Annotated in this window: 21 protein-coding genes; 12 read left to right on the top strand and 9 right to left on the bottom strand. The window is 70.2% G+C overall.

The annotated features are described in order from the left end of the window. The first annotated feature begins 113 nt into the window (after nt 1-113). The gene (locus AC07RM_RS20105) at nt 114-1,325 is read left to right on the top strand and encodes a hypothetical protein (protein ID WP_495335633.1); all 1,212 of its coding nucleotides are present in this window, start codon (nt 114-116) and stop codon (nt 1,323-1,325) included. A gap of 11 nt (nt 1,326-1,336) precedes the next feature. Here the strand turns inward: AC07RM_RS20105 and AC07RM_RS20110 are convergent, their stop codons facing one another. Further along, nucleotides 1,337-1,546, bottom strand: coding sequence for a TOBE domain-containing protein (locus tag AC07RM_RS20110; RefSeq protein ID WP_093344803.1), 210 nt, complete (start codon nt 1,544-1,546; stop codon nt 1,337-1,339). A gap of 197 nt (nt 1,547-1,743) precedes the next feature. Between AC07RM_RS20110 and AC07RM_RS20115 the strand changes: the two genes are divergently transcribed. Further along, nucleotides 1,744-2,943, top strand: a complete 1,200-nt coding sequence (locus AC07RM_RS20115) for an NAD-dependent formate dehydrogenase (protein ID WP_495335634.1) — start codon at nt 1,744-1,746, stop codon at nt 2,941-2,943. On the opposite strand, the gene AC07RM_RS20120 is transcribed toward AC07RM_RS20115, so the two are convergent. From AC07RM_RS20120 to adh, 4 genes are all read right to left on the bottom strand, one after another. Then, nucleotides 2,933-3,862: a LysR family transcriptional regulator gene (locus AC07RM_RS20120; protein ID WP_093344806.1), complete on the bottom strand. Its 930-nt coding sequence runs from the start codon at nt 3,860-3,862 to the stop codon at nt 2,933-2,935. The genes AC07RM_RS20115 and AC07RM_RS20120 overlap by 11 nt on opposite strands. Nucleotides 3,863-3,884: 22 nt before the next feature. Next, nucleotides 3,885-5,240 carry a DUF2325 domain-containing protein gene (locus AC07RM_RS20125; protein ID WP_495335635.1) on the bottom strand — a complete coding sequence of 452 codons (1,356 nt, stop codon included), beginning with the start codon at nt 5,238-5,240 and terminating at the stop codon, nt 3,885-3,887. 117 nt (nt 5,241-5,357) lie between these two features. Further along, nucleotides 5,358-5,747 carry a DUF779 domain-containing protein gene (locus AC07RM_RS20130; RefSeq protein WP_296782067.1) on the bottom strand — a complete coding sequence of 130 codons (390 nt, stop codon included), beginning with the start codon at nt 5,745-5,747 and terminating at the stop codon, nt 5,358-5,360. A 79-nt stretch (nt 5,748-5,826) separates the two neighbouring features. Next, nucleotides 5,827-7,347: an aldehyde dehydrogenase gene (gene adh / locus AC07RM_RS20135; RefSeq protein WP_093344814.1), complete on the bottom strand. Its 1,521-nt coding sequence runs from the start codon at nt 7,345-7,347 to the stop codon at nt 5,827-5,829. 234 nt (nt 7,348-7,581) lie between these two features. Between adh and AC07RM_RS20140 the strand changes: the two genes are divergently transcribed. From AC07RM_RS20140 to AC07RM_RS20150, 3 genes are all read left to right on the top strand, one after another. Then, complete coding sequence (locus AC07RM_RS20140) at nt 7,582-9,480, top strand: sigma-54-dependent Fis family transcriptional regulator (RefSeq protein ID WP_495335636.1); 1,899 nt, start codon at nt 7,582-7,584, stop codon at nt 9,478-9,480. A 101-nt stretch (nt 9,481-9,581) separates the two neighbouring features. Further along, nucleotides 9,582-10,484, top strand: a complete 903-nt coding sequence (locus tag AC07RM_RS20145; RefSeq protein ID WP_495335637.1) for a nitroreductase family protein — start codon at nt 9,582-9,584, stop codon at nt 10,482-10,484. Further along, the gene (locus tag AC07RM_RS20150) at nt 10,481-10,849 is read left to right on the top strand and encodes a gamma-glutamylcyclotransferase family protein (protein WP_495335638.1); all 369 of its coding nucleotides are present in this window, start codon (nt 10,481-10,483) and stop codon (nt 10,847-10,849) included. The genes AC07RM_RS20145 and AC07RM_RS20150 overlap by 4 nt, the downstream gene beginning before the upstream one ends. A 24-nt stretch (nt 10,850-10,873) precedes the next feature. Here the strand turns inward: AC07RM_RS20150 and AC07RM_RS20155 are convergent, their stop codons facing one another. Further along, nucleotides 10,874-11,908, bottom strand: coding sequence for a molybdopterin-binding oxidoreductase (locus AC07RM_RS20155; RefSeq protein ID WP_495335639.1), 1,035 nt, complete (start codon nt 11,906-11,908; stop codon nt 10,874-10,876). A gap of 207 nt (nt 11,909-12,115) precedes the next feature. Between AC07RM_RS20155 and AC07RM_RS20160 the strand changes: the two genes are divergently transcribed. Beyond that, nucleotides 12,116-12,949 carry a class I SAM-dependent methyltransferase gene (locus AC07RM_RS20160; protein WP_495335640.1) on the top strand — a complete coding sequence of 278 codons (834 nt, stop codon included), beginning with the start codon at nt 12,116-12,118 and terminating at the stop codon, nt 12,947-12,949. A gap of 321 nt (nt 12,950-13,270) precedes the next feature. Beyond that, complete coding sequence (locus AC07RM_RS20165; protein ID WP_495335641.1) at nt 13,271-14,869, top strand: OpgD/OpgG family glucan biosynthesis protein; 1,599 nt, start codon at nt 13,271-13,273, stop codon at nt 14,867-14,869. A gap of 16 nt (nt 14,870-14,885) precedes the next feature. Here the strand turns inward: AC07RM_RS20165 and AC07RM_RS20170 are convergent, their stop codons facing one another. Next, nucleotides 14,886-15,806 carry a LysR family transcriptional regulator gene (locus tag AC07RM_RS20170; RefSeq protein WP_495335642.1) on the bottom strand — a complete coding sequence of 307 codons (921 nt, stop codon included), beginning with the start codon at nt 15,804-15,806 and terminating at the stop codon, nt 14,886-14,888. 125 nt (nt 15,807-15,931) lie between these two features. Here AC07RM_RS20170 and AC07RM_RS20175 point away from each other — a divergent pair, with 125 nt between their 5' ends. Then, entirely contained in the window at nt 15,932-16,693 is a 762-nt protein-coding gene (locus tag AC07RM_RS20175) for a glucose 1-dehydrogenase (RefSeq protein ID WP_093344831.1), read from the top strand. A gap of 3 nt (nt 16,694-16,696) precedes the next feature. On the opposite strand, the gene AC07RM_RS20180 is transcribed toward AC07RM_RS20175, so the two are convergent. Then, nucleotides 16,697-17,107, bottom strand: coding sequence for an FKBP-type peptidyl-prolyl cis-trans isomerase (locus AC07RM_RS20180; protein WP_495335643.1), 411 nt, complete (start codon nt 17,105-17,107; stop codon nt 16,697-16,699). 130 nt (nt 17,108-17,237) lie between these two features. On the opposite strand from AC07RM_RS20180, the gene eat reads away from it, so the two are divergent. From eat to AC07RM_RS20200, 4 genes are read left to right on the top strand one after another with little or no spacing between them, the layout of a single operon-like run. Beyond that, nucleotides 17,238-18,665: an ethanolamine permease gene (gene eat / locus AC07RM_RS20185; RefSeq protein ID WP_495335644.1), complete on the top strand. Its 1,428-nt coding sequence runs from the start codon at nt 17,238-17,240 to the stop codon at nt 18,663-18,665. 7 nt (nt 18,666-18,672) lie between these two features. Further along, nucleotides 18,673-20,067, top strand: a complete 1,395-nt coding sequence (locus AC07RM_RS20190) for an ethanolamine ammonia-lyase subunit EutB (protein ID WP_093344836.1) — start codon at nt 18,673-18,675, stop codon at nt 20,065-20,067. Next, nucleotides 20,064-20,849 (top strand): ethanolamine ammonia-lyase subunit EutC, encoded by a 786-nt coding sequence (gene eutC / locus AC07RM_RS20195; protein WP_495335645.1) that lies wholly within the window; start codon nt 20,064-20,066, stop codon nt 20,847-20,849. The genes AC07RM_RS20190 and eutC overlap by 4 nt, the downstream gene beginning before the upstream one ends. A 50-nt stretch (nt 20,850-20,899) precedes the next feature. Next, nucleotides 20,900-21,478 (top strand): peroxidase-related enzyme, encoded by a 579-nt coding sequence (locus AC07RM_RS20200; protein ID WP_093344841.1) that lies wholly within the window; start codon nt 20,900-20,902, stop codon nt 21,476-21,478. A 16-nt stretch (nt 21,479-21,494) separates the two neighbouring features. Here AC07RM_RS20200 and AC07RM_RS20205 read toward each other — a convergent pair whose 3' ends face one another. After that, nucleotides 21,495-23,252, bottom strand: a complete 1,758-nt coding sequence (locus tag AC07RM_RS20205) for a phosphoethanolamine transferase (protein WP_495335646.1) — start codon at nt 23,250-23,252, stop codon at nt 21,495-21,497. Between the last annotated feature and the right edge of the window lie 8 nt (nt 23,253-23,260).

Consider the following 23,260-nt stretch of genomic DNA (forward strand, 5'->3'; position numbering starts at 1 on the left):
AAGGCGCTCTTGCCTCGGTGGGGTCACTATAGGGCTGCCGACATAACATGTCAAAAAATCTTTTGGCCTACGACCATGACTTTGGGCACTGGCGCGCTCCCTAGAATTCGACGATGGACACCCTCCTCCTCGTCGCGACCCTCGCCTCGCTGCTCGCGCTCAACGCGTGGATCACGCGGCGCATCCAGGCCATCGACGAGACCGTGCTGCGCCGGAACCTGCTGATCGCGATGGCCTGGCTCGTTCCCTTCATGGGTGCGTTGATCGCATGGACCCACTTGCCGAGATCGCCGCGAGGCGTCGGAAAGGACGCCGACGATGCCGCGCTGCCCCACGGCTTCGTCGCCGAAGCGGCACCGGCCGAGCTTGCCGTCGGCGCCGCGCCGGCGTTCTCCCTGTCCGCGAACATGGACACGACACAGGGTCTTCCGCTGCTGGATTGGCAAGCGCTCGAAGCCTGGGCCTCGTCGCAGGACGATCCCGGCCTTCGACGCGAAGCGCTCGCGCGGGGACAGCGCGCATGGCTGCTGCATCTGCGGGATGCCCTGGGCCCTCACTTCCATCTGTACGAATCGGAACAGGCCTGGGTGCTGTCCTCGCTCGAGCCCGTGGTCGCGGCGGCCACGGCGGCCTATGTGGTCTCCACGCGCAAGCGGATCCAGCAGGTCCTGGCCGGCATCGCCCTGTTCGAAGCCGGCGACAGGAGCATCCTGCTGGTCGTGGACGACGAGGAGAGCTACTACGGCTACGTTTCGGGCTACTACCCGGAGCAAGGCGAATTCGCCTTCAGCGGCGGCATGTTCATCGACGCGGGCTGCCCGCACTTTCTCGCGAAGCGGGCCGATCTCTCGGCCATCGAGCCCGTGATCGCGCACGAGATGACCCACAACGCCCTGTCGCACCTGGACCTGCCCCGATGGCTCGACGAAGGCCTCGCGGTCAATACCGAACGCCGGCTCGCGGGCGCCGGTCCCGCGACGCACACGCCGCAGGAATTGCGGCGCAAGCATCTCGCGTTCTGGGGCGAGGCGGAGATCCAGCAGTTCTGGTCGGGCGAATCCTTCTTCCGGTCCGACGACGGCAACCTGCTGTCGTACGAACTCGCCCGCATCCTGGTCGAGCAGCTGGCCCGGGACTGGAACGCCTTCGCGCGCTTCGCCTCGAGCGCGCGTCGCGAAGACGGCGGTGCCGAGGCGGCGCTCGAGGTCTTCGATGCGGACCTCGGTGCACTGGCGTGCGCCCTGCTCGAGCGGCAACCCGATCGCCAATGGTCACCGGCGCCCGCGACCTGGTTCGCCGCGGCGCAGGCAGCCGCGCCCGCCTGACGCACCGCGCCTCAGTCGGTGCCCACCATCACGCTCGAGGCCTTGATCACGGCATAGGCCGTCTGGCCTTCGACCAGCTTGAGGGAGTCGGCCGAATTGCTGGTGATGGTCGAGACGACCTGGACGCCGGGCGCGATCTCGAGCGTGACCTCGGTGCTGACGGGGCCGCGGACGATGGAAATGACCTTGCCCGACAGGACGTTGCGTGCGCTGATCTTCATGGGTGCTCCTGGTTGGATGTGAAAGCCCTCGACGGTCGCGATGCGCGCCGCCGAAGCGCGGGGCCATGGTAGCGCGCAGTTCTTTCGATAAGCCTCGCCTATCGCCGCATCGGATCAAACGATTGGCGCCGCCATGCCGTTCGCGAAACCATCTCTCCCGTGCAGCGATGTGCTGCCGCATCAACCAGGAGATGACTTTGGCCAAGATTGTTTGCGTGCTCTACGACGACCCCGTGACGGGCTATCCCACCACCTATGCCCGCGACGACCTGCCGCACCTGGAGCGTTATCCCGACGGTCAGACCCTGCCCACGCCGCGGCGCATCGACTTCCAGCCCGGCACCCTGCTGGGCAGCGTCTCGGGCGAACTGGGCCTGCGCAAGTACCTCGAGGCCAACGGCCACCAGCTCGTGGTCACCTCGAGCAAGGACGGCGAAGGCAGCGTGCTCGACCGCGAGCTGCACGATGCCGAGATCGTGATCTCGCAGCCCTTCTGGCCCGCCTACATGACGGCCGAGCGCATCGCGAAGGCGCCCAAGCTCAAGATGATCGTGACCGCCGGCATCGGCTCGGACCACACCGACCTGCAGGCCGCCATCGACCGCGGCATCACGGTCGCCGAGGTCACCTACTGCAACAGCAACAGCGTGGCGGAACACGTGGTGATGATGACGCTGGGCCTGGTGCGCAACTACATCCCCTCGTACAACTGGGTGGTGAAAGGCGGCTGGAACATCGCCGACTGCGTGGCGCGCTCCTATGACCTCGAGGGCATGCAGGTGGGCACGGTGGCCGCCGGGCGCATCGGGCTGCGCGTGCTGCGGCTGCTTCGGCCCTTCGACGTGAAGCTGCACTACCTCGACCGCCATCGCCTGCCGGAGTCGGTCGAGAAGGAGCTCAACCTTACGCACCACACCAGCCTCGAGAGCCTGACCCAGGTCTGCGACGTGGTGACGCTGAACTGCCCGTTGCATCCCGAGACCGAGCACATGATCAATGCCGACAGCCTGAAGAAGTTCAAGCGCGGCGCCTACCTGATCAACACGGCGCGCGGCAAGCTGTGCGACCGCGACGCGATCGCCTCGGCGCTCGAGAGCGGCCAGCTCGCGGGCTATGCGGGCGACGTGTGGTTCCCGCAGCCGGCGCCGGCCGACCATCCGTGGCGCACGATGCCGCACCACGGCATGACGCCGCACATCTCGGGCACCAGCCTGTCGGCGCAGACGCGCTACGCGGCCGGCACGCGCGAGATCCTCGAGTGCTACTTCGAGAACCGCCCGATCCGCAACGAGTACCTGATCGTGCAGGGCGGCAAGCTCGCCGGCGTGGGCGCGCACTCGTACAGCGCGGGCAATGCAACCGGCGGCTCGGAAGAGGCCGCGCGCTTCAGGAAGTAGGCTGCGGCGCCGCGCCGAGCAGTCCGTCGACCCAGCCCTGCAGGTCGAGGTCGCGGAAGCTGCGCAGCGCGGCATCGAGCACCGGCGCATGCGGCTGCTGCGCCAGCACCACCAGGCCGATGTCGCGCTGCAGCTGCGGCGACATCGGCCTCCAGCGCAGTTGCTCGGCGCCCTCGGCCAGGCACAACACGCTGTGCGGCAGGATGCCGTAGAGGCCGGCCTGGCGCACATGCGCGTAGAGCACCGTCATCGAATCGGTCTCGACCTGCGGCACGGCCTTCACGCCGGCGGCAGCGAAGGCCGCGTCCATGCCGCGGCGGCACTGCATGTTGGTGGTGAACAGGCACAGCGGCAGGCTCGCGGCATCGGACCACGACATCGAGGCCGCGCCCTCGAACATGGCCTCGTCGGCCGCCACCAGCACATAGCGCTCGCGGAACACCGGCAGGGTCTGGAAGGCGCCGAGCCGGTCGTCGTCGAGGTAGCTCAGGCCGATGTCGAGCTCGAAGTCGGCGATCTTGCGCAGGATCTCGGCGGCCGACAGCGTGTAGACCTCGTGCTTGAGGCGCGGATGCCGGCGCAGGCAGTCCTGCGTGAGCCGCGGCACCAGCGGCAGCGCCGCGGGAATCGCGCCCATGCGCAGTACGCCCACGGGGTCGTTGCCGCCCGCGCGCGCGTCCTGCCGCAGGCCCTCGCAGTCGGCCAGCACGCGGCGCGCCCAGGCCAGCACGCGCTCGCCATCGGCCGTGAAGCCCTCGAAGCGCCGGCCGCGCTGCACGATGACCACGCCGAGTTCTTCCTCGATGCTGCGGATGGCGCCCGACAGCGCGGGCTGCGAGACGTTGCAGGCGGCGGCGGCGCGGCCGAAGTGCTGTTCGCGCGCGAGCGCGACGACGTAGTTCAGCTGGCGGATGAACATCGGGGCGAGGCGCGCGCCCGGCTCAGCCGTGGCGCGGGCAGATCGGCGACGTGCCGGACGGCCCGTCTTCCCTGCCCTCGCCCTGCGCCTGCGCGCCTTCCGCCGGCCCCGAGAAGGCCGCGGCGAAGCACCCGATGCCCGCGCTGCGCAGCGGCATGTAGCGCACCTGCTGGCGCGTGCACAGCCGCTTGAGGTTGTCCACCGATTCGTGGTCGATGCAGTCGACCGGGAACACCACCACATGGGCCCAGGACACGGCCGCGGCCAGCAGGCCCGCACGGTCCTCGAGGCCGCCGCCGTGGCGCCGGAATTCCCCGCCATGGCGCAATACCAGATCGCGGATCGCCGGATAGGTGCTGGGCCGGCCGCCCACGTAGAGGATGCGGCGGCCCTGCAGCTGCGCATCGAGCTGCGCCGACTGGTCGTTGCGCCCGCCGTCGTCGGCGTTGATCCGCAGCTGCAGCTCGGCGGCGCCGAGTTCGCGGCCCAGCGCCTGGGTGTGGCGGCGCAGGTGCTCGAGCGTCTCGGCCAGCTGCGCCGCCTCGGCCTGCGCGGCTGCGGCGGTCTGCTCGGCACGCTCGCGGCGCGCGGTCTGCAGGGCGATCAGCGCGGCCGCTTTTTCGGCCTTCTCGGCCTTGTCGGTCTCCTCCGCCCTTTCCTGCCGTTCGGGCGCCGCGGCGGCCGTGGCCTCGATCAATTCGCGCCGCAGCGCCGCGATCTGCCGGTCGCGCTCCTCCATCAGTTCCTGCGAACGCAGCTGCTGGCGGTCGAGCTTCTCGCGCAGTTCGGCGTTGTCGCGCTCCAGCGCCACGAGACGACGGATGTCGGCACGGTTGGCCGCGCCGACCAGGTGCGACAGCATGTGGACTTCGCCGAACACGCGCTGGCGCAGCGCGGGCGTGGTCCTGCGGTGCGTCAGCACGGCCCAGTAGGCGCCGGGCACCTCGCCCTGGTGCAGCGATTCGTCCCAGTAGGCGGTCAGCGCCTCGGCGTCGGCGAGCTTCGAGGCGCGCTGCAGCGCCGGCGCATGCCGGTGGTCGAGCGCCTTCTGCAGCGCCTTCGCGACCTGCGGGTCGTGCGAGGTCTGCCGCACCGCGTCGTGGTGGATGTCCAGGTCGCTGGCGCCCTTCACGTCGGCGAAGCGGGCCATCAGCTTGCGCAGCTCGGCCGTGCTCAGGCAGGTGCCGATCACCGAGCAATGGAGATGGTGGTCGAGGTCCGCCAGGCGTGCGCGGCCGGCCGCGACGGCCTCGTGCGCCTCGGGCTCGGGCGTGGCGCAGCAGTCGACCGCGGCATAGCGCAGCGGCGAATCCGCGCGATCGACGCGCGTGAGCGCGGCATCGGCGGCGGCGAGAAGGCGAAAAGGCGGCTGCTGCATCGGCGGGGCGCGCGACGGCGCGGTCTGGCGAAAATGACACCGCAATATACGACGCAACATAGCGAAAGCCAAGCGCCAGGGCTTTCGACCCGGATTCCGTCCGGGGGCGGAAAAGGCTCAGGCCTTGGCGCCGTCGCGCTCGCGCGCCTCGAGCACGGCCCATTCCTCGTCGGTGAACAGCCGCGAGCGCGTCAGGAAGCGCACGCCCTCGGGGCCTTCGAGCGAGAACATGCCGCCGCGCCCCGGCACCACGTCGATGATCAGCTGCGTGTGCTGCCAGTACTCGAACTGCGGGCCGCTGATGTAGAACGGCATGCCGCCGATGTGGCCCAGCAGCCGGTCGTAGTCGCCGACGATGAACTCGCCCTGGGCATAGCACATGGGCGCGCTGCCGTCGCAGCAGCCGCCCGACTGGTGGAACATCAGCGCGCCGTGCTTCGCGGCGAGCCGGTCGATCAGCGCCAGCGCCGCGTCGGTCGCAGTCACGCGCAGGACTTCTTGTGTCATGGAAAGCCTTCCTTCGAAGATGCACGAACGCCCCGCGCGTCCCGTCACGGGCCGCGCGGGGCGTGCCTTGCGGCAGGGATCAGAAGAAGCCGAGCTTGTTCTCGCTGTAGCTGACCAGCAGGTTCTTGGTCTGCTGGTAGTGGTCGAGCATCATGCGGTGGTTCTCGCGGCCGATGCCGGACTGCTTGTAGCCGCCGAAGGCCGCATGCGCCGGGTACTGGTGGTAGCAGTTGGTCCACACGCGCCCGGCCTGGATGCCGCGGCCCATGCGGAAGGCACGGTTCATGTCGCGGCTCCAGACGCCCGCGCCCAGGCCGTAGAGCGTGTCGTTGGCGATCGCCAGCGCCTCTTCCTCGTCCTTGAAGGTGGTCACCGACACCACCGGGCCGAAGATCTCCTCCTGGAAGATGCGCATCTTGTTGTGGCCCTTGAACACGGTCGGCTTCACGTAGTAGCCGTCCTTGAGGTCGCCCGCGAGCGTGTTGCGCTCGCCGCCGATCAGCACCTGCGCACCCTCCTGCCGGCCGATGTCGAGGTACGACAGGATCTTCTCGAGCTGCTCGCTCGAGGCCTGCGCGCCGATCATGGTCTCCATCTCGAGCGGGCTGCCCTGGCGGATCGCGGCCACGCGCTTCAGCGCACGCTCCATGAAGCGGTCGTAGATCGATTCCTGGATCAGCGCGCGCGAGGGACAGGTGCAGACCTCGCCCTGGTTGAGCGCGAACATCGCGAAGCCCTCGAGCGCCTTGTCGAAGAAGGCGTCGTCCTTGTCGAGCACGTCGGCGAAGAAGATGTTGGGCGACTTGCCGCCGAGCTCGAGCGTGACCGGAATCAAGTTCTGGCTCGCGTACTGCGAGATCAGCCGGCCGGTGGTGGTCTCGCCCGTGAAGGCGATCTTGCCGATGCGGTTGCTCGAGGCCAGCGGCTTGCCGGCTTCCACGCCGAAGCCGTTGACCACGTTGAGCACGCCCGGCGGCAGCAGGTCGCCGACGATCTCCATCAGCACCAGGATCGACACCGGCGTCTGCTCGGCCGGCTTGATCACCACGCAGTTGCCCGCCGCGAGCGCGGGCGCGAGCTTCCACACCGCCATCAAGAGCGGGAAGTTCCACGGAATGATCTGGCCGACCACGCCGATCGGCTCGTGGAAGTGGTAGGCGAAGGTCTCGTGGTCGATCTCGCTGATGCCGCCTTCCTGCGCGCGGATGCACGCTGCGAAGTAGCGGAAGTGGTCGATCGCCAGCGGCAGGTCGGCCGCGGTGGTCTCGCGGATCGGCTTGCCGTTGTCCCAGGTCTCGGCGGCCGCGAGCACGGCCAGGTTCTCCTGCATGCGGTCGGCGATGCGGTTGAGGATGTTCGCGCGCTCGGTGGTCGAGGTGCGGCCCCAGGCGGCCTTGGCCTTGTGCGCGGCGTCGAGGGCGCGGTCGATGTCGGCGGCGCTCGAGCGCGGCACCTCGCAGAAGACCTGGCCGGTCACCGGCGTGATGTTCTCGAAGTACTGGTTGTCCACGGGCGCCACCCACTCGCCGCCGATGTAGTTGCCATAGCGCTTCTTGAACGGCACCGCGGTACCGAATTTGCCCGGTTCGAGCATGTCCATGCGTGTCTCCATTGTGTTGAAGGCGCCGCGACATGCGGCGTCCCGCACGAAGGTCTGCAAGGCCCGTACCCGCCGGACTCGGTGAAATCCCGAAGGTGCCCGCCCAGCGAGCGGCCGTGTCGCAAGGGTTTTCTTTCGCAATCTGCGACATATCCACGCGAACATGACGGCTAGCATGTCGCGAAAGGCGAACCGGGCGAACCGGCTCGCACCCCGAACCGACTGGAGCCGTGGATGACCGACTCGCAATCGCCCTCGTCGCAGGTGGAACAGGCCCGGGAGCTCTTCTTCGTGCAGGGCCGCGACCCCGAGCCCTGGATCGCGCCGCACATCTCGCGCTCGTGGCGCCGCAGCCTGCCGGTCGATCCGCGCGGCGGCGAGTGCGAGCCGATGGCGCTGGCGCTGCTGCGCGAGCGGCGCGAACAGGCGATGCGGCTGCTCGACTGCGCCCAGCCCGAGCTCGACGGCCTGGCCGAGCACGCCACCGGCAACGGCTGCGTGGTGGTGCTGTCGGACGCCAGCGGCCTGATCCTCGACGAGATCGGCAGCCCCGACTTCCTGCCCAAGGCCGAGCGCCTCGCGCTGCGGCCCGGCGCCGGCTGGTCGGAACACCAGCGCGGCACCAATGCCATCGGCACCGCGCTGGCCGAGCGCGAGGCGCTGATGGTGCTCGGCGGCGAGCACTACCTGGCACAAAACGGCACGCTGGGCTGCGCGGCGGCGCCGATCTTCACCGGCCGCGGCGAGGTCGCGGGCGCGCTCGACATCTCGGGCGAGACGGTGCGCGTCAACAGCCATGCGCTCGGGCTGGTGCGCATGGCGGCGCAGCAGGTCGGCCACCGCATGATGCTCAGCGAGGCCAGCGGCCACCTGCTGCGCTTCCATCCGCGGCCCTCGCTGATCGGCACCGCGCGCGAAGGCCTGATGGTGATCGCCGATGGCCGCATCGCCGCGGCCAACCACGTGGCGCTCGAACTGTTCGGGCACTCGTGGCAGGAGCTGCTCGACCTCGACGCCGCCACCTTCCTCGGCCGCGACTGGGCACGCATGGAGCGCCGCCGCAGCCTGCTCACGCTGCCGGGCGGGCGCCAGATCGCGACCGTGCTCGAGCGCTCGGCCCGACCCGGCGAACCACTGTCGCGCGGCGCGCGGCGCCAGTGGACGCCCGAGGATTCGGCCGCCGCGCCGCCGCCCGACGACGTGCAGCCGCTACTCGAGCGCGCGGTGCGGGTGCTGAACCAGGGCGTGCCGGTGCTGGTCAACGGCGAGACCGGCAGCGGCAAGGAGGTGTTCGCGCGCCGGCTGCATGCGGCGAGCCGGCGCAGCGCCGGGCCCTTCGTCGCGGTCGACTGCGCCTCGCTGCCCGAGACCCTGATCGAGGCCGAGCTGTTCGGCTACGAGGACGGCGCCTTCACCGGCGCCCGCCGCCGCGGCGCGCCGGGCCGCATCCGCGAGGCGCATGGCGGCATGCTGTTCCTCGACGAGATCGCCGAGATGCCGCTGGCGCTGCAGACGCGGCTGTTGCGCGTGCTCGAGGAGCGCACGGTGCGCCCGCTGGGCGGCGGCCAGGGCGTGGCGGTGGATTTCGACCTGGCCTGCGCCACGCACGGCGACCTGCCGGCGCTGGTGGCGGCCGGGCGTTTCCGCGCCGACCTGATGTATCGCGTGGCCGGCTTCACCGTGGCGCTGCCGCCGCTGCGCGAGCGCGCCGACCGGCATGCGCTGATCGCGCGGCTGTTCCTCGAATCGGGCGCGGCCGCGCGCGGGCTGCGGCTCGAGGACGAGGCGCTCGAGGCGCTTGCGGCCTGCCCCTGGCCCGGCAACGTGCGCGAGCTGCGCAGCGTGCTGCGCTCGCTCGTGGCGCTGGCCGAGCCCGGCGATGCGATCGGCATCGACGCGCTGCCGGCGAACCTGCGCGCGATGCCCGGCATGCCGGCCGCCCCCGTCCCGGACACCACGAGCCCCGGCTTCGGCGGCCCGCCGCCGCTCGTGGCCATCACGCGGCAGGCGATCGCGCAGGCGCTGCAGGACTGCGGGCACGACGTCGCCGAGGCCGCGCACCGGCTCGGCATCCATCGCAGCACCGTCTACCGGCACCTGGCACGCGAGCGTGGCCGGCGGCCGGGCGGCTGAGGCTGGCGATGTCCCGCTCCCGCCATGGCTTTCGCTATGCTTTTTAAAATATAGCGAATGCGCTCGCGAATCCGCCGCCTTTTCAACGTCCCGTGTTCCCCATGATCAGCACCACCCCTCTCCACGGCCTGCTCGCGCTCGCCGAAGAGCGCCACCTGGGCCGCGCGGCGCAGGCCAGCCGCATGTCGCCGGCCGAGCTCGCGCAAGCCCTCCAGGCGCTCGAGGCCGAGTACGGCCATGCGCTGCTGCGCACCTCGGCGCCGCCGACCGAACGCGGCCAGCGCTTCGAGGGCTTCACGCCGCAGGGCGAACGGGTGCTGGCCTGGGCGCGCGGCTTTCTCGCGCAGAGCGAGGCGCTGCGCCACGAGCTCCAGGCCTCGCGCACCGAGGCCGCGCTGGCGCCGCTGCTCGAGCGCCGCTCGGTCTCGCCCAAGCGGCTGCGCCCGCCCGCGCCCACGGCAGAGCACATCGAGGCGATGCTGCAGGCGGCATTGCGCGCGCCCGACCATGGCGGGCTGCATCCGTGGCGCGTGATCGAGTTCCGCGATGCGCAGCGCGCCGCGCTGGCCGATCGCTTCGAGGCCGAGAAGCTGCGCCGCGATCCGCTGGCCTCGGCCTCCGACCGCCGCCGCGCGCGCGAGCATGCGACGCGCCCGCCCGCGCTGCTGGCCTTCGTGGTCGTGCCGCGCGCGCGCAGTAAGGTGCCCGCGCGCGAGCAATGGCTGGCCGCCGGCGCCGCGCTCGGCAACCTTTTAAATGCCGCGCATCAACTGGGCTTCGGCGCGATCGTGCTGAGCGGCGAGCGCTGCTTCGATCCGGTGCTGGCCAGTGAGCTCGGCGTGCGTCCCGAGGAATTTCTCGCGGGCTTCGTGAGCCTCGGCAGCGTGGCCGAGGCACCGCCCGCGCGCGACCACGCGCTGCCCGGCGAAGTCTGGTCGGCCTGGGCGCCGCCGCGCGAGCAGCTGTTGCCGCATGCCGGCGACGCGGGACGCTCGTCGCCATGAGCACGGACCACGGCGCCACCGAGCGCCTGTTCTCCTACGGCACCTTGCAGCTCCAATCGGTGCAACTGGCGACCTTCGGCCGGCTGCTCGCGGGCCAGCTCGACCAGTTGCCCGGCTACCGCCTGGAGCGGCTCGCGATCCGCGACCCCGCCGTGCTCGCGACCAGCCGCAAGAGCCACCATCCGATCATCGCGCCCACCGGCCGCGCGGAGGATTGCGTCGACGGCGCGGTGTTCGCGATCACACCGGCCGAGCTCGCGCAGTCCGATGCCTACGAGGTCGAGGACTACCGCCGCGAACGGGTGCGGCTGGCCTCCGGCCTCGAGGCCTGGGCCTACGTGGACGCGCGCGGCCGGCCCGGCTGAGACGGCCGCGCGTCGACCCGCAGTTCAGGGCGTGTCCGCCGCGAACACCTCGATCGCGACCAGGTTCGACACCGAGCGGCCCTGCTTGACCTCGCCCGGCACCACCAGGCGCGCGACGCCGTTGGCACCGAGCCCCGCGCCGTTCATGTCGTAGGCGACGATCGCACCCTTGTTGCCGAAGCCCGGATCGATCTCGCCGAGCGAGACCGCGGCGCGGTAGCCGTCGCTGCCGGTCGCCACGGCATACATCGACAGGCTGGGGTTTTTGCCCGCGGGCAGGCGCAGGCCCAGGCCGTTGAGCAGCGTCCACAGGCTGACGCCGGTGTAGACGTTGGCGCCCACGGTCTGCGTGACCGGCACCATCGCCTGCAGCGCCTTGAGGTCGAAGCTCAGCGGCGTGCCGACCGCGCCCGACACCGCGAAGCTCGTCGACACGCCGCCGCCCGTGCCGGCGGCGGTGGCGGCCGAGGGCTGCACCCGCAGCCGCACGAGCTGCGAGACATAGCGCCCGCCCTTGATGTCGCCCGGCGCGGTGACGCGGAACGGCCCGTCGGCCGCGGCCAGCGGGCCCGAGCTGCCGCCGGTGGTTTCGGCATAGGCCACGATCGCGGGCTTGTTGCCGAAGTCGGGGCTCAGCTCGCCGAGCGCGAACACCACACGGTAGCCATCGGCGCCGGTGGCCAGCACGTGGCGGCTCAGCAGGTCGTTCTTGCGCGTGGCGTCGGCCTGCAGGCCCGCGTCGGACAGCAGCGACCAGAGGCTGGTGCCGGTGTAGGTGCGGGTCTGCGGCGTGCTGCCGCTGTTGAAGTTCACCGTCTGCGTGAGGGCGGCGCGCGCGGCCAGGTCGGCCTCGGCGTAGTCGGCGGGACGGTCGATGGCGCCTTCGAGCTTGACCGTGGGCGCCGGCGGCGCGGGCGGCGGCGGCGGTGGGGGAGAAGGCGGTGCGGGCGCGGGCGGCGGCGCCACCGGCAGGAACACCCCGCCATCGCCACCACCGCCGCAACCGGCGACCACGACCGCCACCAGACCCGACACCACGCCCGCGGACCAATGTTTCATATCCACCTCGTCTCCATGTTTTTCGATATGTTTATTCTTACATAGCGAATTCATTCGAATCCAATAGCTCTCTTCGTATGCGGTCCATCACTGTGCATGTATGGATATGGCGAACGGCCGATTCCCGCCGCGACTGAACAGCGCGCGCCCTTGCCCGTCTCTTCAGCAGGCGAGAGACTTCGCCCCCGCCCTCACTTCCGATCCCGCATGCCCTCCGACGCCGCCCTGCCCGCTTCCGGCCTTTCGGCCGTGCCCTCGACGCTGCGCATCCCGCTGGCCGCGCGCGCCTTCGGCGATGCGATGTTTCCGCGCATGGCGATCGGCGACGCGAGCGCGGCGCGCCTGCTGGCCACGCTCGAGGACCAGGCCCCGCCGCTGCCGCGCGACCGCGCCACGGTCTATGGCGTGCTGGCGCGCACGCGCTGCTTCCGCGCGCTCGCGCGCGATTTCCTGCAGGCGCATGCCGGCGGCCATGTGGTCAACCTCGGCTGCGGCCTGAGCCACTACTTCCAATGGCTGGACGACGGCAAGGCGCGCATGACCGATGCCGACCTGCCCGAAGTGCTCGCGGTGCGCCGCGCGCTGCTGGCCGACGACGAGCCGCGCCACGAGGTGCGGCCGCTCGACCTCACGGCCCCCGACTGGTGGGACGGCCTCGGCCTGCCCGCGCGCGACGGGCCGCCGGTGTTCCTGTTCTCCGAGGGCGTGCTGATGTACCTCGAGCCCGCGCAGGTCGAGGCCGTGTTCGCCACCTTCGGCGAGTGCGCGCCCGCGGGTTCGGTGCTGGCCTTCGATGCCATGTGCTGGCTCGCCACCGGCCGCGCGCACCGGCATCCCTCGGTGCGGCCCACGGGTGCGCAGTTCCGCTGGGGCCTGCGCCGGCCGGCCGAGCTGGCGCGCGCGCATCCGCGGCTGCGGCTCGCGGGCACCCACGAGGTGATGGCCGGCTATGGCTTTCCGCACGGCATGCTGTCGCGCGCGATCGGCGCCTTCTTCGGCGTGCCGATGTACGCGGTGTATGCGCTGCATGCCGTGGGCTGAGCCGGCTCGATACACAAACGCACAATTTCGCCGCATCGCCGGCCTTGTCCGATGGCGTTTGCGCGGAATGGCTGACGCGCCGCGGGCCGTCGCCGCGGCAAGCTCCAGACTCGTCCCGCCCGCCGAACCCGTGCCTTCCCGCACAGGCCGGCGCCTGCGACGAAGGAGTTCCGCGCTGCATTAGGATCGTCCGGCTCGCCGCCGCGGCACACCGTGTCCGCATCGGCGCCAGGCACCGGCCGCCACGCCAGCGCCCTCTTCTTCGTCCGTCTCCCGGAGTTCACCCGAACTCGCCAGAGAAATCGCAACCCTCAAGAAAACATGCTTGATCGCCGATCCTTCCTTGCCGCCGGCAGCGCCGCCGCCACCCTCGCCGCCCTCGGGCTGCCCGCCGAAGCGCTGGCCGCCAACGGGCTGCAGCTGAGCCAGCCACGACCCTTCTCGTTCGACAACCTCGTCGCCGAAGCCAAGTCGCTGGCCGGCCGGCCCTATGCGGCACCGGCGCCGCTCGCGCCGCAGGTGCTCGAAAAGATCGACTACGACGCGCACGGCAAGCTCAAGTTCGACCCCGCCAACGCCCTGTTCCGCGACGGGCCCGGCGCCTTCCCGGTCACCTTCTTCCACCTCGGCCGCTTCTTCCAGACGCCAGTGCGCATGCACGTGCTCGAGAGCTCCGACGGCGACGGCTTCGCGCGCGAGGTGCTCTACAACCCCTCGTACTTCTCGATGCCCGCCGACAGCCCGGCGCGCGCGCTGCCCGAGGGCGCCGGCTTCGCGGGCTTCCGCCTGCAGGAAAGCCGCCTGGGCGACCAGGCCAAGCTCGACTGGCAGAAGAACGACTGGGTCGCCTTCCTCGGCGCCTCGTACTTCCGCGCGATCGGCGAGCTGTTCCAGTACGGCCTGTCGGCACGCGGCATCGCGCTCGAGGTGGCCGTGCCCGACCGGCCCGAGGAATTCCCGGCCTTCACGCGCTTCTATTTCGAGACGCCCGCGGCCGGCAACACGAACTCGATGACGGTCTATGCGCTGCTCGAGGGACCGAGCATCACCGGCGTGTTCAAGTTCGTGATGCAGCGCGGCAAGGCCGTGATCATGGACATCGACTCGCGCCTGTTCCTGCGCCGCGACGTGGCGCGCCTGGGCCTGGTGCCGCTGACCTCGATGTACTGGTATTCCGAGACCGCCAAGCCCACCGCGATCGACTGGCGCCCCGAGGTGCACGACTCCGACGGCCTCGCGATCTGGAACGGCGCGGGCGAGCGCATCTGGCGCCCGCTCAACAACCCGACGCAGACCCGCGCCTCGGCCTTCGCCGACACGGGCCCCAAGGGCTTCGGCCTGCTGCAGCGCGACCGTTCCTTCGACCACTTCCAGGACGGCGTGTACTACGAGAAGCGCCCGAGCCTGTGGGTCGAGCCGCTGGGCGACTGGGGCGAGGGCTCGGTGCAATTGATCGAGATTCCGACCGACGACGAGATCCACGACAACATCGTCGCCTTCTGGGTGCCCAAGGCCGATGCCAAGGCCGGCGCCAGCTACAACCTCAAGTACCGGCTGCACTGGACCGACCAGGAGCCCTATCCCTCGCCGCTCGCGCGCTGCGTGGCCACGCGCATCGGGCGCGGCGGCCAGCCGGGCCAGCCGCGGCCGCCGGGCGTGCGCAAGTTCATGGTCGAGTTCATCGGCGCGCCGCTCGCCAACATCCCGTTCGGCGTCAAGCCCGAGCTGGTGCTCACGGCCTCGCGCGGCAAGTTCTCCTACATCTTCGCGGAGGCCGTGCCCAACGGCGTCACCGGCCACTGGCGCGCGCAGTTCGACTTCACGGCCGAGGGCAACGAGCCGGTCGACATGCGCCTGTTCCTGAAGAACGGCGACCAGACGCTGACCGAGACCTGGCTGTACCAGTACCAGCCCGGCTGAGGCCGACGGGCTTCTTTCAGCGCGGTTTGCGCCGCCTGTCGTAGGGCGCGAACAGCTCCACCGCCCAGTCGACGAACACGCGCAGCTTGGCGCTCAGGTGCCGGTTGGTCGGGTACACCACGTGCAGCGGATAGGGCTCGGGCGCAAAGCCCTGCAGCACCTCGACCAAGGCACCGCTCGCGAGATACGGCGCGGCCATCAGGTCGAAGGTCTGCGCCAGGCCCATGCCCGTGAGCATCGCGCTCAGGTGCGCGGTGCTCTCGTTCACGCCCACCACCGTGTGGCCATGGATCTCGATGCGGTCCTCGCCGCGGCCGTAGCGCAGCGGCACCGGCCGGTTGCTCAGCGAAGAGAAGTAGCCCACCACGCGGTGCCGACCGTCGCCGATGTCGGCCGGGGTCTTCGGCACGCCATGGCGCTCGAGATAGCCGGGCGTGGCGCAGGTCACGAAGGGCATGGTCGCGATGCGACGCGCCACCAGCGTCTGGTCGTCGAGCGGACCGGCGCGGATCACGCAGTCCACCGCATCGCCGACCAGGTTCACGGGCCGGTCGCCCACGCCGATCTCGAGCTCGATCTCGGGATAGCGCGCATGGAAGGCAGGCAGTTGCGGGATCAGGATCATGTTGGCCAGCGAGGAGCCGACGTCCACGCGCAGCCGCCCGCGCGGATTGGCCTGCGCGTTCGTGAGGTCCGACTCGATGTCCTCGAGCTCGGCCAGCACGCGCGCGGTGCGCTCGTAGTAGGCCGCGCCCTCGGGCGTGACCGTCACGCGCCGGGTCGTGCGCTGCAGCAGCTTCACGCGCAGGTGGGTCTCGAGCTGCTGCACCATCTTCGTCACGGTCGGCTTGGGCATCTGCAGCGAATCGGCGGCGCGCGTGAAGGTGCCGGCCTCGACCACGCGGGCGAAGACGCGCATGGCAGCGATCTGGTCCATCGGCCGATTATTAGTGATTCGTGAATAAACAAGTGGCGCGCGGCGTCTTGGTCGGCACGGGGGTCGCGCCCAAACTTCCTTCCATCGTCAACGCCGCCTCGCGGCATCACCCAAGGAAAGAAGTCATGTCCACCTCTTCGCTCAAGCTCGATGGAAAGATCGCCCTCGTCACCGGCGGCACCAGCGGCATCGGCCTGGCCACCGCGCAACGCTTCGTGGCCGAAGGCGCCCACGTCTTCGTCACCGGCCGCCGCCAGGCCGAACTCGACGCGGCCGTGAAAGCCATCGGCCGCAACGTCACGGGCGTGCTCGGCGACGTCTCGAAGCTCGACGACCTCGACCGCCTCTACGACACCATCCGCGCGCAGAAGGGCCGGCTCGACGTGCTGTTCGCCAACGCGGGCGGCGGCAGCCTGGTGCCGCTGGGCCAGATCACCGAGGAGCATTTCGACAAGACCTTCGGCATCAATGTGCGCGGCCTGCTGTTCACCGTGCAGAAGGCGCTGCCGCTGATGGGCAAGGGCTCGTCAATCGTGCTGAACGCCTCGATCACCAGCATCAAGGGCACGCCGGCCTTCAGTGTCTACAGCGCGACCAAGGCCGCGGTGCGCAGCTTCGCGCGCAGCTGGGCCGTGGACCTGAAGGACGCCGGCATCCGCGTCAACGCGGTGAGCCCGGGCGTGGTGCCGACCCCGGCCTACGAGCTGCTGGGCCTCACGCCCGAACAGGTCGAGGGCTTCATCGAATCGCAGGCCCAGGCCATTCCTCTGGGCCGCGTCGGCACGCCCGACGAGATCGCCAAGGCCGTGGTGTTCCTGGCCTCGGACGACAGCAGCTTCGTGAACGCCACCGAACTCTTCGTCGACGGTGGCATGGCGCAGATCTGAAGCTCAGCGCTTGGTCACCGAGATCAGCTCGATCTCGAAGTTCAGCGTGGCGTTGGGCGGAATCACGCCGCCCGCGCCGCGCGAACCGTAGGCGATCGACGGCGGGCAGGTCAGCTTGGCCTTGCCGCCCGGCTTCATCTTCTGCACGCCCTCGGTCCAGCACGGGATCACGCCGTTGAGCGGGAACTCGGTGGGCTCGTTGCGCTTGTAGGAGCTGTCGAACTCCTTGCCCGAATCGGGGAAGGTGCCGCGGTAGTGCACCTTGACCACGTCGGTCGCGGCCGGCGAGGCGCCCGTGCCTTCCTTGAGCGACTGGTAGATCAGGCCGCTGGCCGTGGTGACGGGCGCGGACTGGGCCCACGCGGCGGACACGGCGCAGAAGGACACGAGAACGGCACAGAACAGGGACTTCACGGGATACCTCGAGGGAATGGTGGGAAAGGGCCGATTATGGCCAGCGCGCATGAAGCGCCGAAGCCGGTGATGGAACGGCCCTTGCTTCGCGGCGGGGGTACTGTCAACATCGCCCGAGAGAGGAACTCCCATGCCTTCCACCGAAGCCACGCCCGCCGCGCCCTCCCCCGGCGGCAGCGGCCACCTGAAGAAAGTGCTCGGTCCCCTGCAGCTCTGGGGCATCGCGGTCGGCCTCGTGATCTCGGGCGAGTACTTTGGTTGGAGCTACGGCTGGAACACCGCCGGCACGCTCGGCTTCCTGGTCGCCACGGTGCTGGTGGCGACGATGTACACCACCTTCATCTTCAGCTTCACCGAACTCTCGACCGCGATTCCGCACGCCGGCGGTCCCTTCGCCTACGCGCGCCGCGCCTTCGGCCCGCATGGCGGCTTCGTGGCCGGCTTCGCCACGCTGATCGAGTTCGTGTTCGCGCCGCCGGCCATCGCGCTGGCGATCGGCGCCTACCTCAACGTGCAGTTCCCGGGCATCAATCCGAAGTGGTTCGCGCTCGGTGCCTACGTGATCTTCATCGGCCTCAACTGGATCGGCATCGGCATCGCCGCGGCCTTCGAGCTGTTCGTCACCGTGCTCGCGATCTTCGAGCTGCTGGTGTTCATGGGCGTGGTCACACCGGGATGGTCGATGGCCAACTTCGTGGCCAACGGCTGGGCCGGCGGCAGCGTGCTGAACGGCGCGGCCATCGCGGGCATCTTCGCCTCGATCCCGTTCGCGATCTGGTTCTTCCTCGCGATCGAGGGCGCGGCCATGGCAGCCGAGGAAGCGCGCGATCCGCACCGCACGATTCCCATCGCCTACACCACCGGCATCGTCACGCTGGTGGTGCTGGCCTTCGGCGTGATGATCTTCGCGGGCGGCGTGGGCGACTGGCGCAAGCTCGCCAACATCAACGACCCGCTGCCGCAGGCCATGAAGGCCGTGGTGGGCGACAACAGCGGCTGGCTGCACATGCTGGTGTGGATCGGCCTGTTCGGGCTGATCGCCTCCTTCCACGGGATCATCATGGGCTACTCGCGCCAGATCTTCGCGCTGGCGCGCGCGGGCTACCTGCCGCGCTACTTCGCGGGCCTGAGCCCGCGCTTCGACACGCCGCACCGCGCGCTGCTGGCCGGCGGCGTCGTCGGCGTGGTGGCGATCTTCAGCGACGAGTGGGTGCAGTTCGGCGGCCAGACGCTCACGGCCAACATCGTGACCATGGCCGTGCTCGGCGCGATCGTGATGTACCTGGTCTCGATGGCCGCGCTGTTCAGGCTGCGCCGCACCGAGCCCGCGCTGCCGCGCAGCTACCGCGCGCCCTTCTACCCGGTGTTTCCCGCCATCGCGCTGGGCCTGGGCCTGGTGTGCCTGGGCGCGATGGTGTGGTTCAACCCGATGTTCACCCTGCTGTTCCTCGTGCTGATGGCGCTGGCCTACGGCTACTTCCTCGCGACCTCGGCGCAGCGCAATGCGGCCGCGCCCGACGAGATGCTCTCGGCGCCCACCTCCACGCCCGCCGCCTGATCGAACGATGCGCTACCGCACCACCATCGCCGGCCAGGGCTTTTCCTTCGACGATCTGCGCCAGGTCATGGCCGCGGCCAGTCCCGCGCGCTCGGGCGACTACCTCGCGGGCATCGGCGCGGCCACCGCGCAGCAGCGCATGGCCGCGCGCCACGTGCTGGCCGACACGCCGCTCGCGCAGTTCCTCAACGAGGCGCTGATCCCCTACGAGAGCGACAACATCACGCGGCTGATCATCGACGGCCACGATGCCCGGGCCTTCGCGCCGGTCTCGCACCTCACGGTCGGCGACTTCCGCAACTGGCTGCTGTCGGAGCAGGCGGACACCGCGGCGCTCACCGCCCTCGCGCCGGGCCTCACGCCCGAGATGGTGGCGGCGGTGTCGAAGCTCATGCGCAACCAGGACCTGGTCTCGGTCGCGAAGAAGTGCAACGTGGTCACGCGCTTTCGCGACACCATCGGCCTGCCCGGCCACCTCGCGGTGCGGCTGCAGCCCAACCACCCCACCGACGACCTGCGCGGCGTGGCCGCCTCCACGCTCGACGGCCTGCTCTACGGCGCGGGCGACGCGGTGATCGGCCTGAACCCGGTGTCCGACAGCCTCCCGGTGCTCGGCCGCCTCCTGCACATGCTCGACGAGCTGATCCAGCGCTTCGAGATCCCCACCCAGAGCTGCGTGCTCACGCACGTCACCAACACGCTGCGCCTGGCCGAGGCCGGCGCGCCGGTCGACCTGGTGTTCCAGTCGATCGCAGGCACCGAGAAGGCCAACCTCTCGTTCGGCGTCACGCCCGAGTTGCTGGCCGAGGCCCACGACGCCGCGCAGTCGCTCCAGCGCGGCACCGTCGGCGACAACCTCATGTACTTCGAGACCGGCCAGGGCAGCGCGCTGTCGGCCAATGCCAACTTCGGCGTCGACCAGCAGACCTGCGAGGTGCGCGCCTATGCGCTGGCGCGCCGCTACAAGCCGCTGCTCATCAACACCGTGGTCGGCTTCATCGGCCCCGAGTACCTGTACGACGGCAAGCAGATCATCCGCGCCGGCCTCGAGGACCACTTCTGCGGCAAGCTCATGGGCCTGCCGATCGGCTGCGACATCTGCTACACCAACCATGCCGAGGCCGACCAGGACGACATGGACAACCTGCTGGTGCTGCTGGGCACCGCGGGCATCAACTTCATCATGGGCATCCCGGGCGCCGACGACGTGATGCTCAACTACCAGAGCACCTCCTTCCACGACGCGCTGTTCCTGCGCCAGACCCTGGGCCTGAAGCGCGCGCCCGAGTTCGAGGCCTGGCTGCAGCGCATGCAGATCACCGATGCGGCGGGGCGGATCGCGCCGCCCTCCTCCAACCGGCTGCTGGCCGGCATGGGCGCCCTGTCGGCGCTGTCCTCATGAGCGATCCCGTCACACCCAACCCCTGGGGCCAGTGGCGCTCGGCCACGCCCGCGCGGCTCGCGCTGGGCCGCGCCGGCGCCGGCATGCCGACCGACGAGACGCTGCGCTTCGGCTGGGCCCATGCGATGGCGCGCGATGCGATCCATGCGGCGCTCGACGTCGATGCGCTCGAAGCCGCGCTGCATCACGACGGCTGGCAGGCCGTGCGCGCGCGCAGCCGCGCCGAGGACCGCGCCACCTACCTGCGGCGGCCGGACCTGGGGCGGCAGCTCGATGCCGGCGATGCCGACCGGCTGCGCGCCGAAGCCGATGGATCGGTCGATGTCTGCATCGTGATCGGCGACGGCCTGTCCTCGCTCGCGGTCGCGCGCCATGCGGCGCCGCTGCTCGCGGCGCTGCGCCCTCACCTGCCACCCGATACCCGCTTCGCTCCCGTCGTCATCGCGACCCAGGCGCGCGTCGCGCTCGCCGACGAGGCGGCCGAGCTGTTCGGCGCCACCCTCTCGGTGATGCTGATCGGCGAACGGCCCGGCCTCAGCTCGCCCGACAGCCTCGGCATCTACCTGACCCACGCGCCCCGCAAGGGCCGCCACGATGCCGAGCGCAACTGCATCTCGAACGTGCGGCCCGAAGGCCTGTCGTACGAACTCGCGGCCTTCAAGCTGGCCTGGCTGATGCGCGAGGCGCTGCGGCGCGGGCTCAGCGGCGTGGGGCTCAAGGACGAGAGCGATCTGGCGGTGCTGGAGGCGGGTGGCGGTGCGCCGGCGCTGCCAGGCGCGTAGCCACCGGGCCGGCGTGCCTATGATGGCGCGCAGAACCACCCGGAGACACCATGACCACCCGCTACCCCCTCGCCGAACTCGCCGACCTGCCCGAAGACATCCGTACCGCCATCCTCGCGGTGCAGGAGAAGGCCGGCTTCGTGCCCAACGTGTTCCTCGCGCTCGCGCGCCGGCCCGCCGAATGGCGCGCCTTCTTCGCCTACCACGACGCGCTGATGCTCAAGGAGGAAGGCTCGCTGACCAAGGGCGACCGCGAGATGATCGTGACCACGACCAGCGCGGCCAACCAGTGCCTCTACTGCGTGGTGGCGCACGGCGCGCTGCTGCGCATTTACGAGAAGAAGCCGCTGGTGGCCGACCAGGTGGCGGTCAACTACCGCAAGGCCGACATCACGCCGCGCCAGCGCGCGATGCTCGACTTCGCGATGAAGGTCTGCGAACGCTCGCACGAGATCGACGACAGCGACTTCGCGCCGCTGCACGCGCACGGCTTCGACGACGAGGACATCTGGGACATCGCGGCCATCACCGCCTTCTTCGGGCTCAGCAACCGGCTCGCGAGCTTCAGCGGCATGCAGCCGAACCCCGAGTTCTTCCTGATGGGGCGGCTGCCGCGCGAAAAGAAATAAGCGGCGCGGCCGGCGCTCAGGCCGCGCCGCCCTTGCGGCAGGTGGCCAGCGCATCGAGCGCGGGCTTGTAGGTCGGCGTGTTGACGTCCATCAGGCCCAGCACCGTGTGATAGAGGTTGTCGTGCGTGAGCGGCGCATCGAGGCCGGCCTCCATGCACGGGCGCGACAGCTTGCGGCGCTCGCTCAGGCCGGCGCTGAACCAGGTGACCATGGGCACGTGCTTCTGCGCCTCGGGCGCGAAGCTGTAGGGCACGCCGTGCAGGAACAGGCCGAACTCGCCCAGCGACTCGCCGTGGTCGCTCACGTAGAGCAGGCCCGGGTCGTACTGCTTCGACTGGCCCTTGAGCCAGTCGATGGTGCGGCCGAGGAAGCGGTCGGTCTGCGCGATCGAGTTGTCGTAGACGTTCATCAGCTCGGTATGGCCGCACTCGGCGAGCGCATTGGTCTTGCACTCGGGCTGGAAGCGCTTCATGTCGGCACCCGAGCGCTTGTAGTAGGCCGGCCCGTGGCTGCCCATCTGGTGCATCACCAGCACCACGCCCTTGGCGCGGCGCTCGGCCGGCAGCGCGGCGATGCGCGCATCGAGGCCCTCGAGCATCACGTCGTCGAGGCACTCCTCGCCGTCGCACAGCGCGCTCTTGGTGGCGGGCGGCAGGTTGTCGAAGGCCGAGGCATTGGGAATGCGGGTGCAGACATCCTTGCAGCCGGCCTGGTTGTCGAGCCAGAACACGGCCAGCCCGGCGGCCTGCAGCACGTCGACCAGGTTCTCGTAGTCGTCCTTGCGCGATTCGTAGCCCTGCTTGCCCAGCGGCGAGAACATGCAGGGCACCGAGGCCAGCGTGTTGGTGCCGCAGGAATACACCATGCGATAGCTCAGCACGTCGCGCTTCGCGAGTTCGGGCGTGGTGTCGCGCGCATAGCCGTTGAGGCCGAAGTGGTCGGCGCGCGCGGTCTCGCCCACCACCACCACGAACAGCGGCGGCTTCTGCTGGGCCGCGTAGCTGGCACCGAGCGTGGTGCCCGCCGTGATCGGGATCAGCTTGCCGCTGCGCTTGAACAGCGGCTTGATGAACACCGCGCCCGTCGAGTAGAGGCTCGCGATCGGGTTCATCATGTAGCGCAGGTGCACGTTGTTGCGCATCAGCGGCGCCAGCTGCCGGTTCATGGCCACGGCCGCGACCAGCGCGACGGCCACCGCGAGCACCAGCAGCACGGCGTTGCGCCACAGCTGCGAGATCCAGCGCATCGGCGCGATGCGCGCGAACCACAGCACGACGGCGACCGGCGCGATCACCACCAGCAGGTTGAAGCCCATGCGCCAGCTCAGCAGGTCGCGCGCCTCGTTGGGATCGGTCTGCAGCACGTTGGCGATCATGGTCGGGTCCATGACCACGCGGTACTCGAGCATGTAGTGCTGCACCAGCGCCGCCAGCACGGCCACCGCCAGCCACAGCGGCTTCATCCAGCGCGTCCAGGCGGTGAACGAGAGCATCGCCACCGTGCCGCAGAAGCTCAGCAGGCTCATCGCGGCGATGGTCGGCAGGTAGGTGCTGGGCGCGCCGCCGATGCGGGCCAGTTCGTTCCACAGCGGCCAGTTGGCGGCCAGGCCCAGGTACAGGGCCAGCCACAGCACCATCTGGCGGGCCGATCGCGGCCGCTCCAGCCATTGGCGCACCGCCTCCCAGGGGGTTTCGGACGCGGGGCCCGACGAGGATTCGGAGATCGAGGGGAGGCCGGACCGGAGCGGCGCGGGCTCTATGCGCGTGACAGACATGCGACAAA

The organism is Variovorax sp. GW821-FHT09B05 (assembly GCF_059418265.1).

Excerpts from the sequence above, each read along its gene's own strand:
- AC07RM_RS20105 (WP_495335633.1), top strand. The coding sequence starts at position 114 with ATGGACACCCTCCTCCTCGTCGCGACCCTCGCCTCGCTGCTCGCGCTC.
- AC07RM_RS20110 (WP_093344803.1), bottom strand. The coding sequence starts at position 1,546 with ATGAAGATCAGCGCACGCAACGTCCTGTCGGGCAAGGTCATTTCCATC.
- AC07RM_RS20120 (WP_093344806.1), bottom strand. The coding sequence starts at position 3,862 with ATGTTCATCCGCCAGCTGAACTACGTCGTCGCGCTCGCGCGCGAACAG.
- AC07RM_RS20125 (WP_495335635.1), bottom strand. The coding sequence starts at position 5,240 with ATGCAGCAGCCGCCTTTTCGCCTTCTCGCCGCCGCCGATGCCGCGCTC.
- AC07RM_RS20130 (WP_296782067.1), bottom strand. The coding sequence starts at position 5,747 with ATGACACAAGAAGTCCTGCGCGTGACTGCGACCGACGCGGCGCTGGCG.
- adh (WP_093344814.1), bottom strand. The coding sequence starts at position 7,347 with ATGGACATGCTCGAACCGGGCAAATTCGGTACCGCGGTGCCGTTCAAG.
- AC07RM_RS20140 (WP_495335636.1), top strand. The coding sequence starts at position 7,582 with ATGACCGACTCGCAATCGCCCTCGTCGCAGGTGGAACAGGCCCGGGAG.
- AC07RM_RS20145 (WP_495335637.1), top strand. The coding sequence starts at position 9,582 with ATGATCAGCACCACCCCTCTCCACGGCCTGCTCGCGCTCGCCGAAGAG.
- AC07RM_RS20150 (WP_495335638.1), top strand. The coding sequence starts at position 10,481 with ATGAGCACGGACCACGGCGCCACCGAGCGCCTGTTCTCCTACGGCACC.
- AC07RM_RS20155 (WP_495335639.1), bottom strand. The coding sequence starts at position 11,908 with ATGAAACATTGGTCCGCGGGCGTGGTGTCGGGTCTGGTGGCGGTCGTG.
- AC07RM_RS20160 (WP_495335640.1), top strand. The coding sequence starts at position 12,116 with ATGCCCTCCGACGCCGCCCTGCCCGCTTCCGGCCTTTCGGCCGTGCCC.
- AC07RM_RS20165 (WP_495335641.1), top strand. The coding sequence starts at position 13,271 with ATGCTTGATCGCCGATCCTTCCTTGCCGCCGGCAGCGCCGCCGCCACC.
- AC07RM_RS20170 (WP_495335642.1), bottom strand. The coding sequence starts at position 15,806 with ATGGACCAGATCGCTGCCATGCGCGTCTTCGCCCGCGTGGTCGAGGCC.
- AC07RM_RS20175 (WP_093344831.1), top strand. The coding sequence starts at position 15,932 with ATGTCCACCTCTTCGCTCAAGCTCGATGGAAAGATCGCCCTCGTCACC.
- eat (WP_495335644.1), top strand. The coding sequence starts at position 17,238 with ATGCCTTCCACCGAAGCCACGCCCGCCGCGCCCTCCCCCGGCGGCAGC.
- AC07RM_RS20190 (WP_093344836.1), top strand. The coding sequence starts at position 18,673 with ATGCGCTACCGCACCACCATCGCCGGCCAGGGCTTTTCCTTCGACGAT.
- eutC (WP_495335645.1), top strand. The coding sequence starts at position 20,064 with ATGAGCGATCCCGTCACACCCAACCCCTGGGGCCAGTGGCGCTCGGCC.
- AC07RM_RS20200 (WP_093344841.1), top strand. The coding sequence starts at position 20,900 with ATGACCACCCGCTACCCCCTCGCCGAACTCGCCGACCTGCCCGAAGAC.
- AC07RM_RS20205 (WP_495335646.1), bottom strand. The coding sequence starts at position 23,252 with ATGTCTGTCACGCGCATAGAGCCCGCGCCGCTCCGGTCCGGCCTCCCC.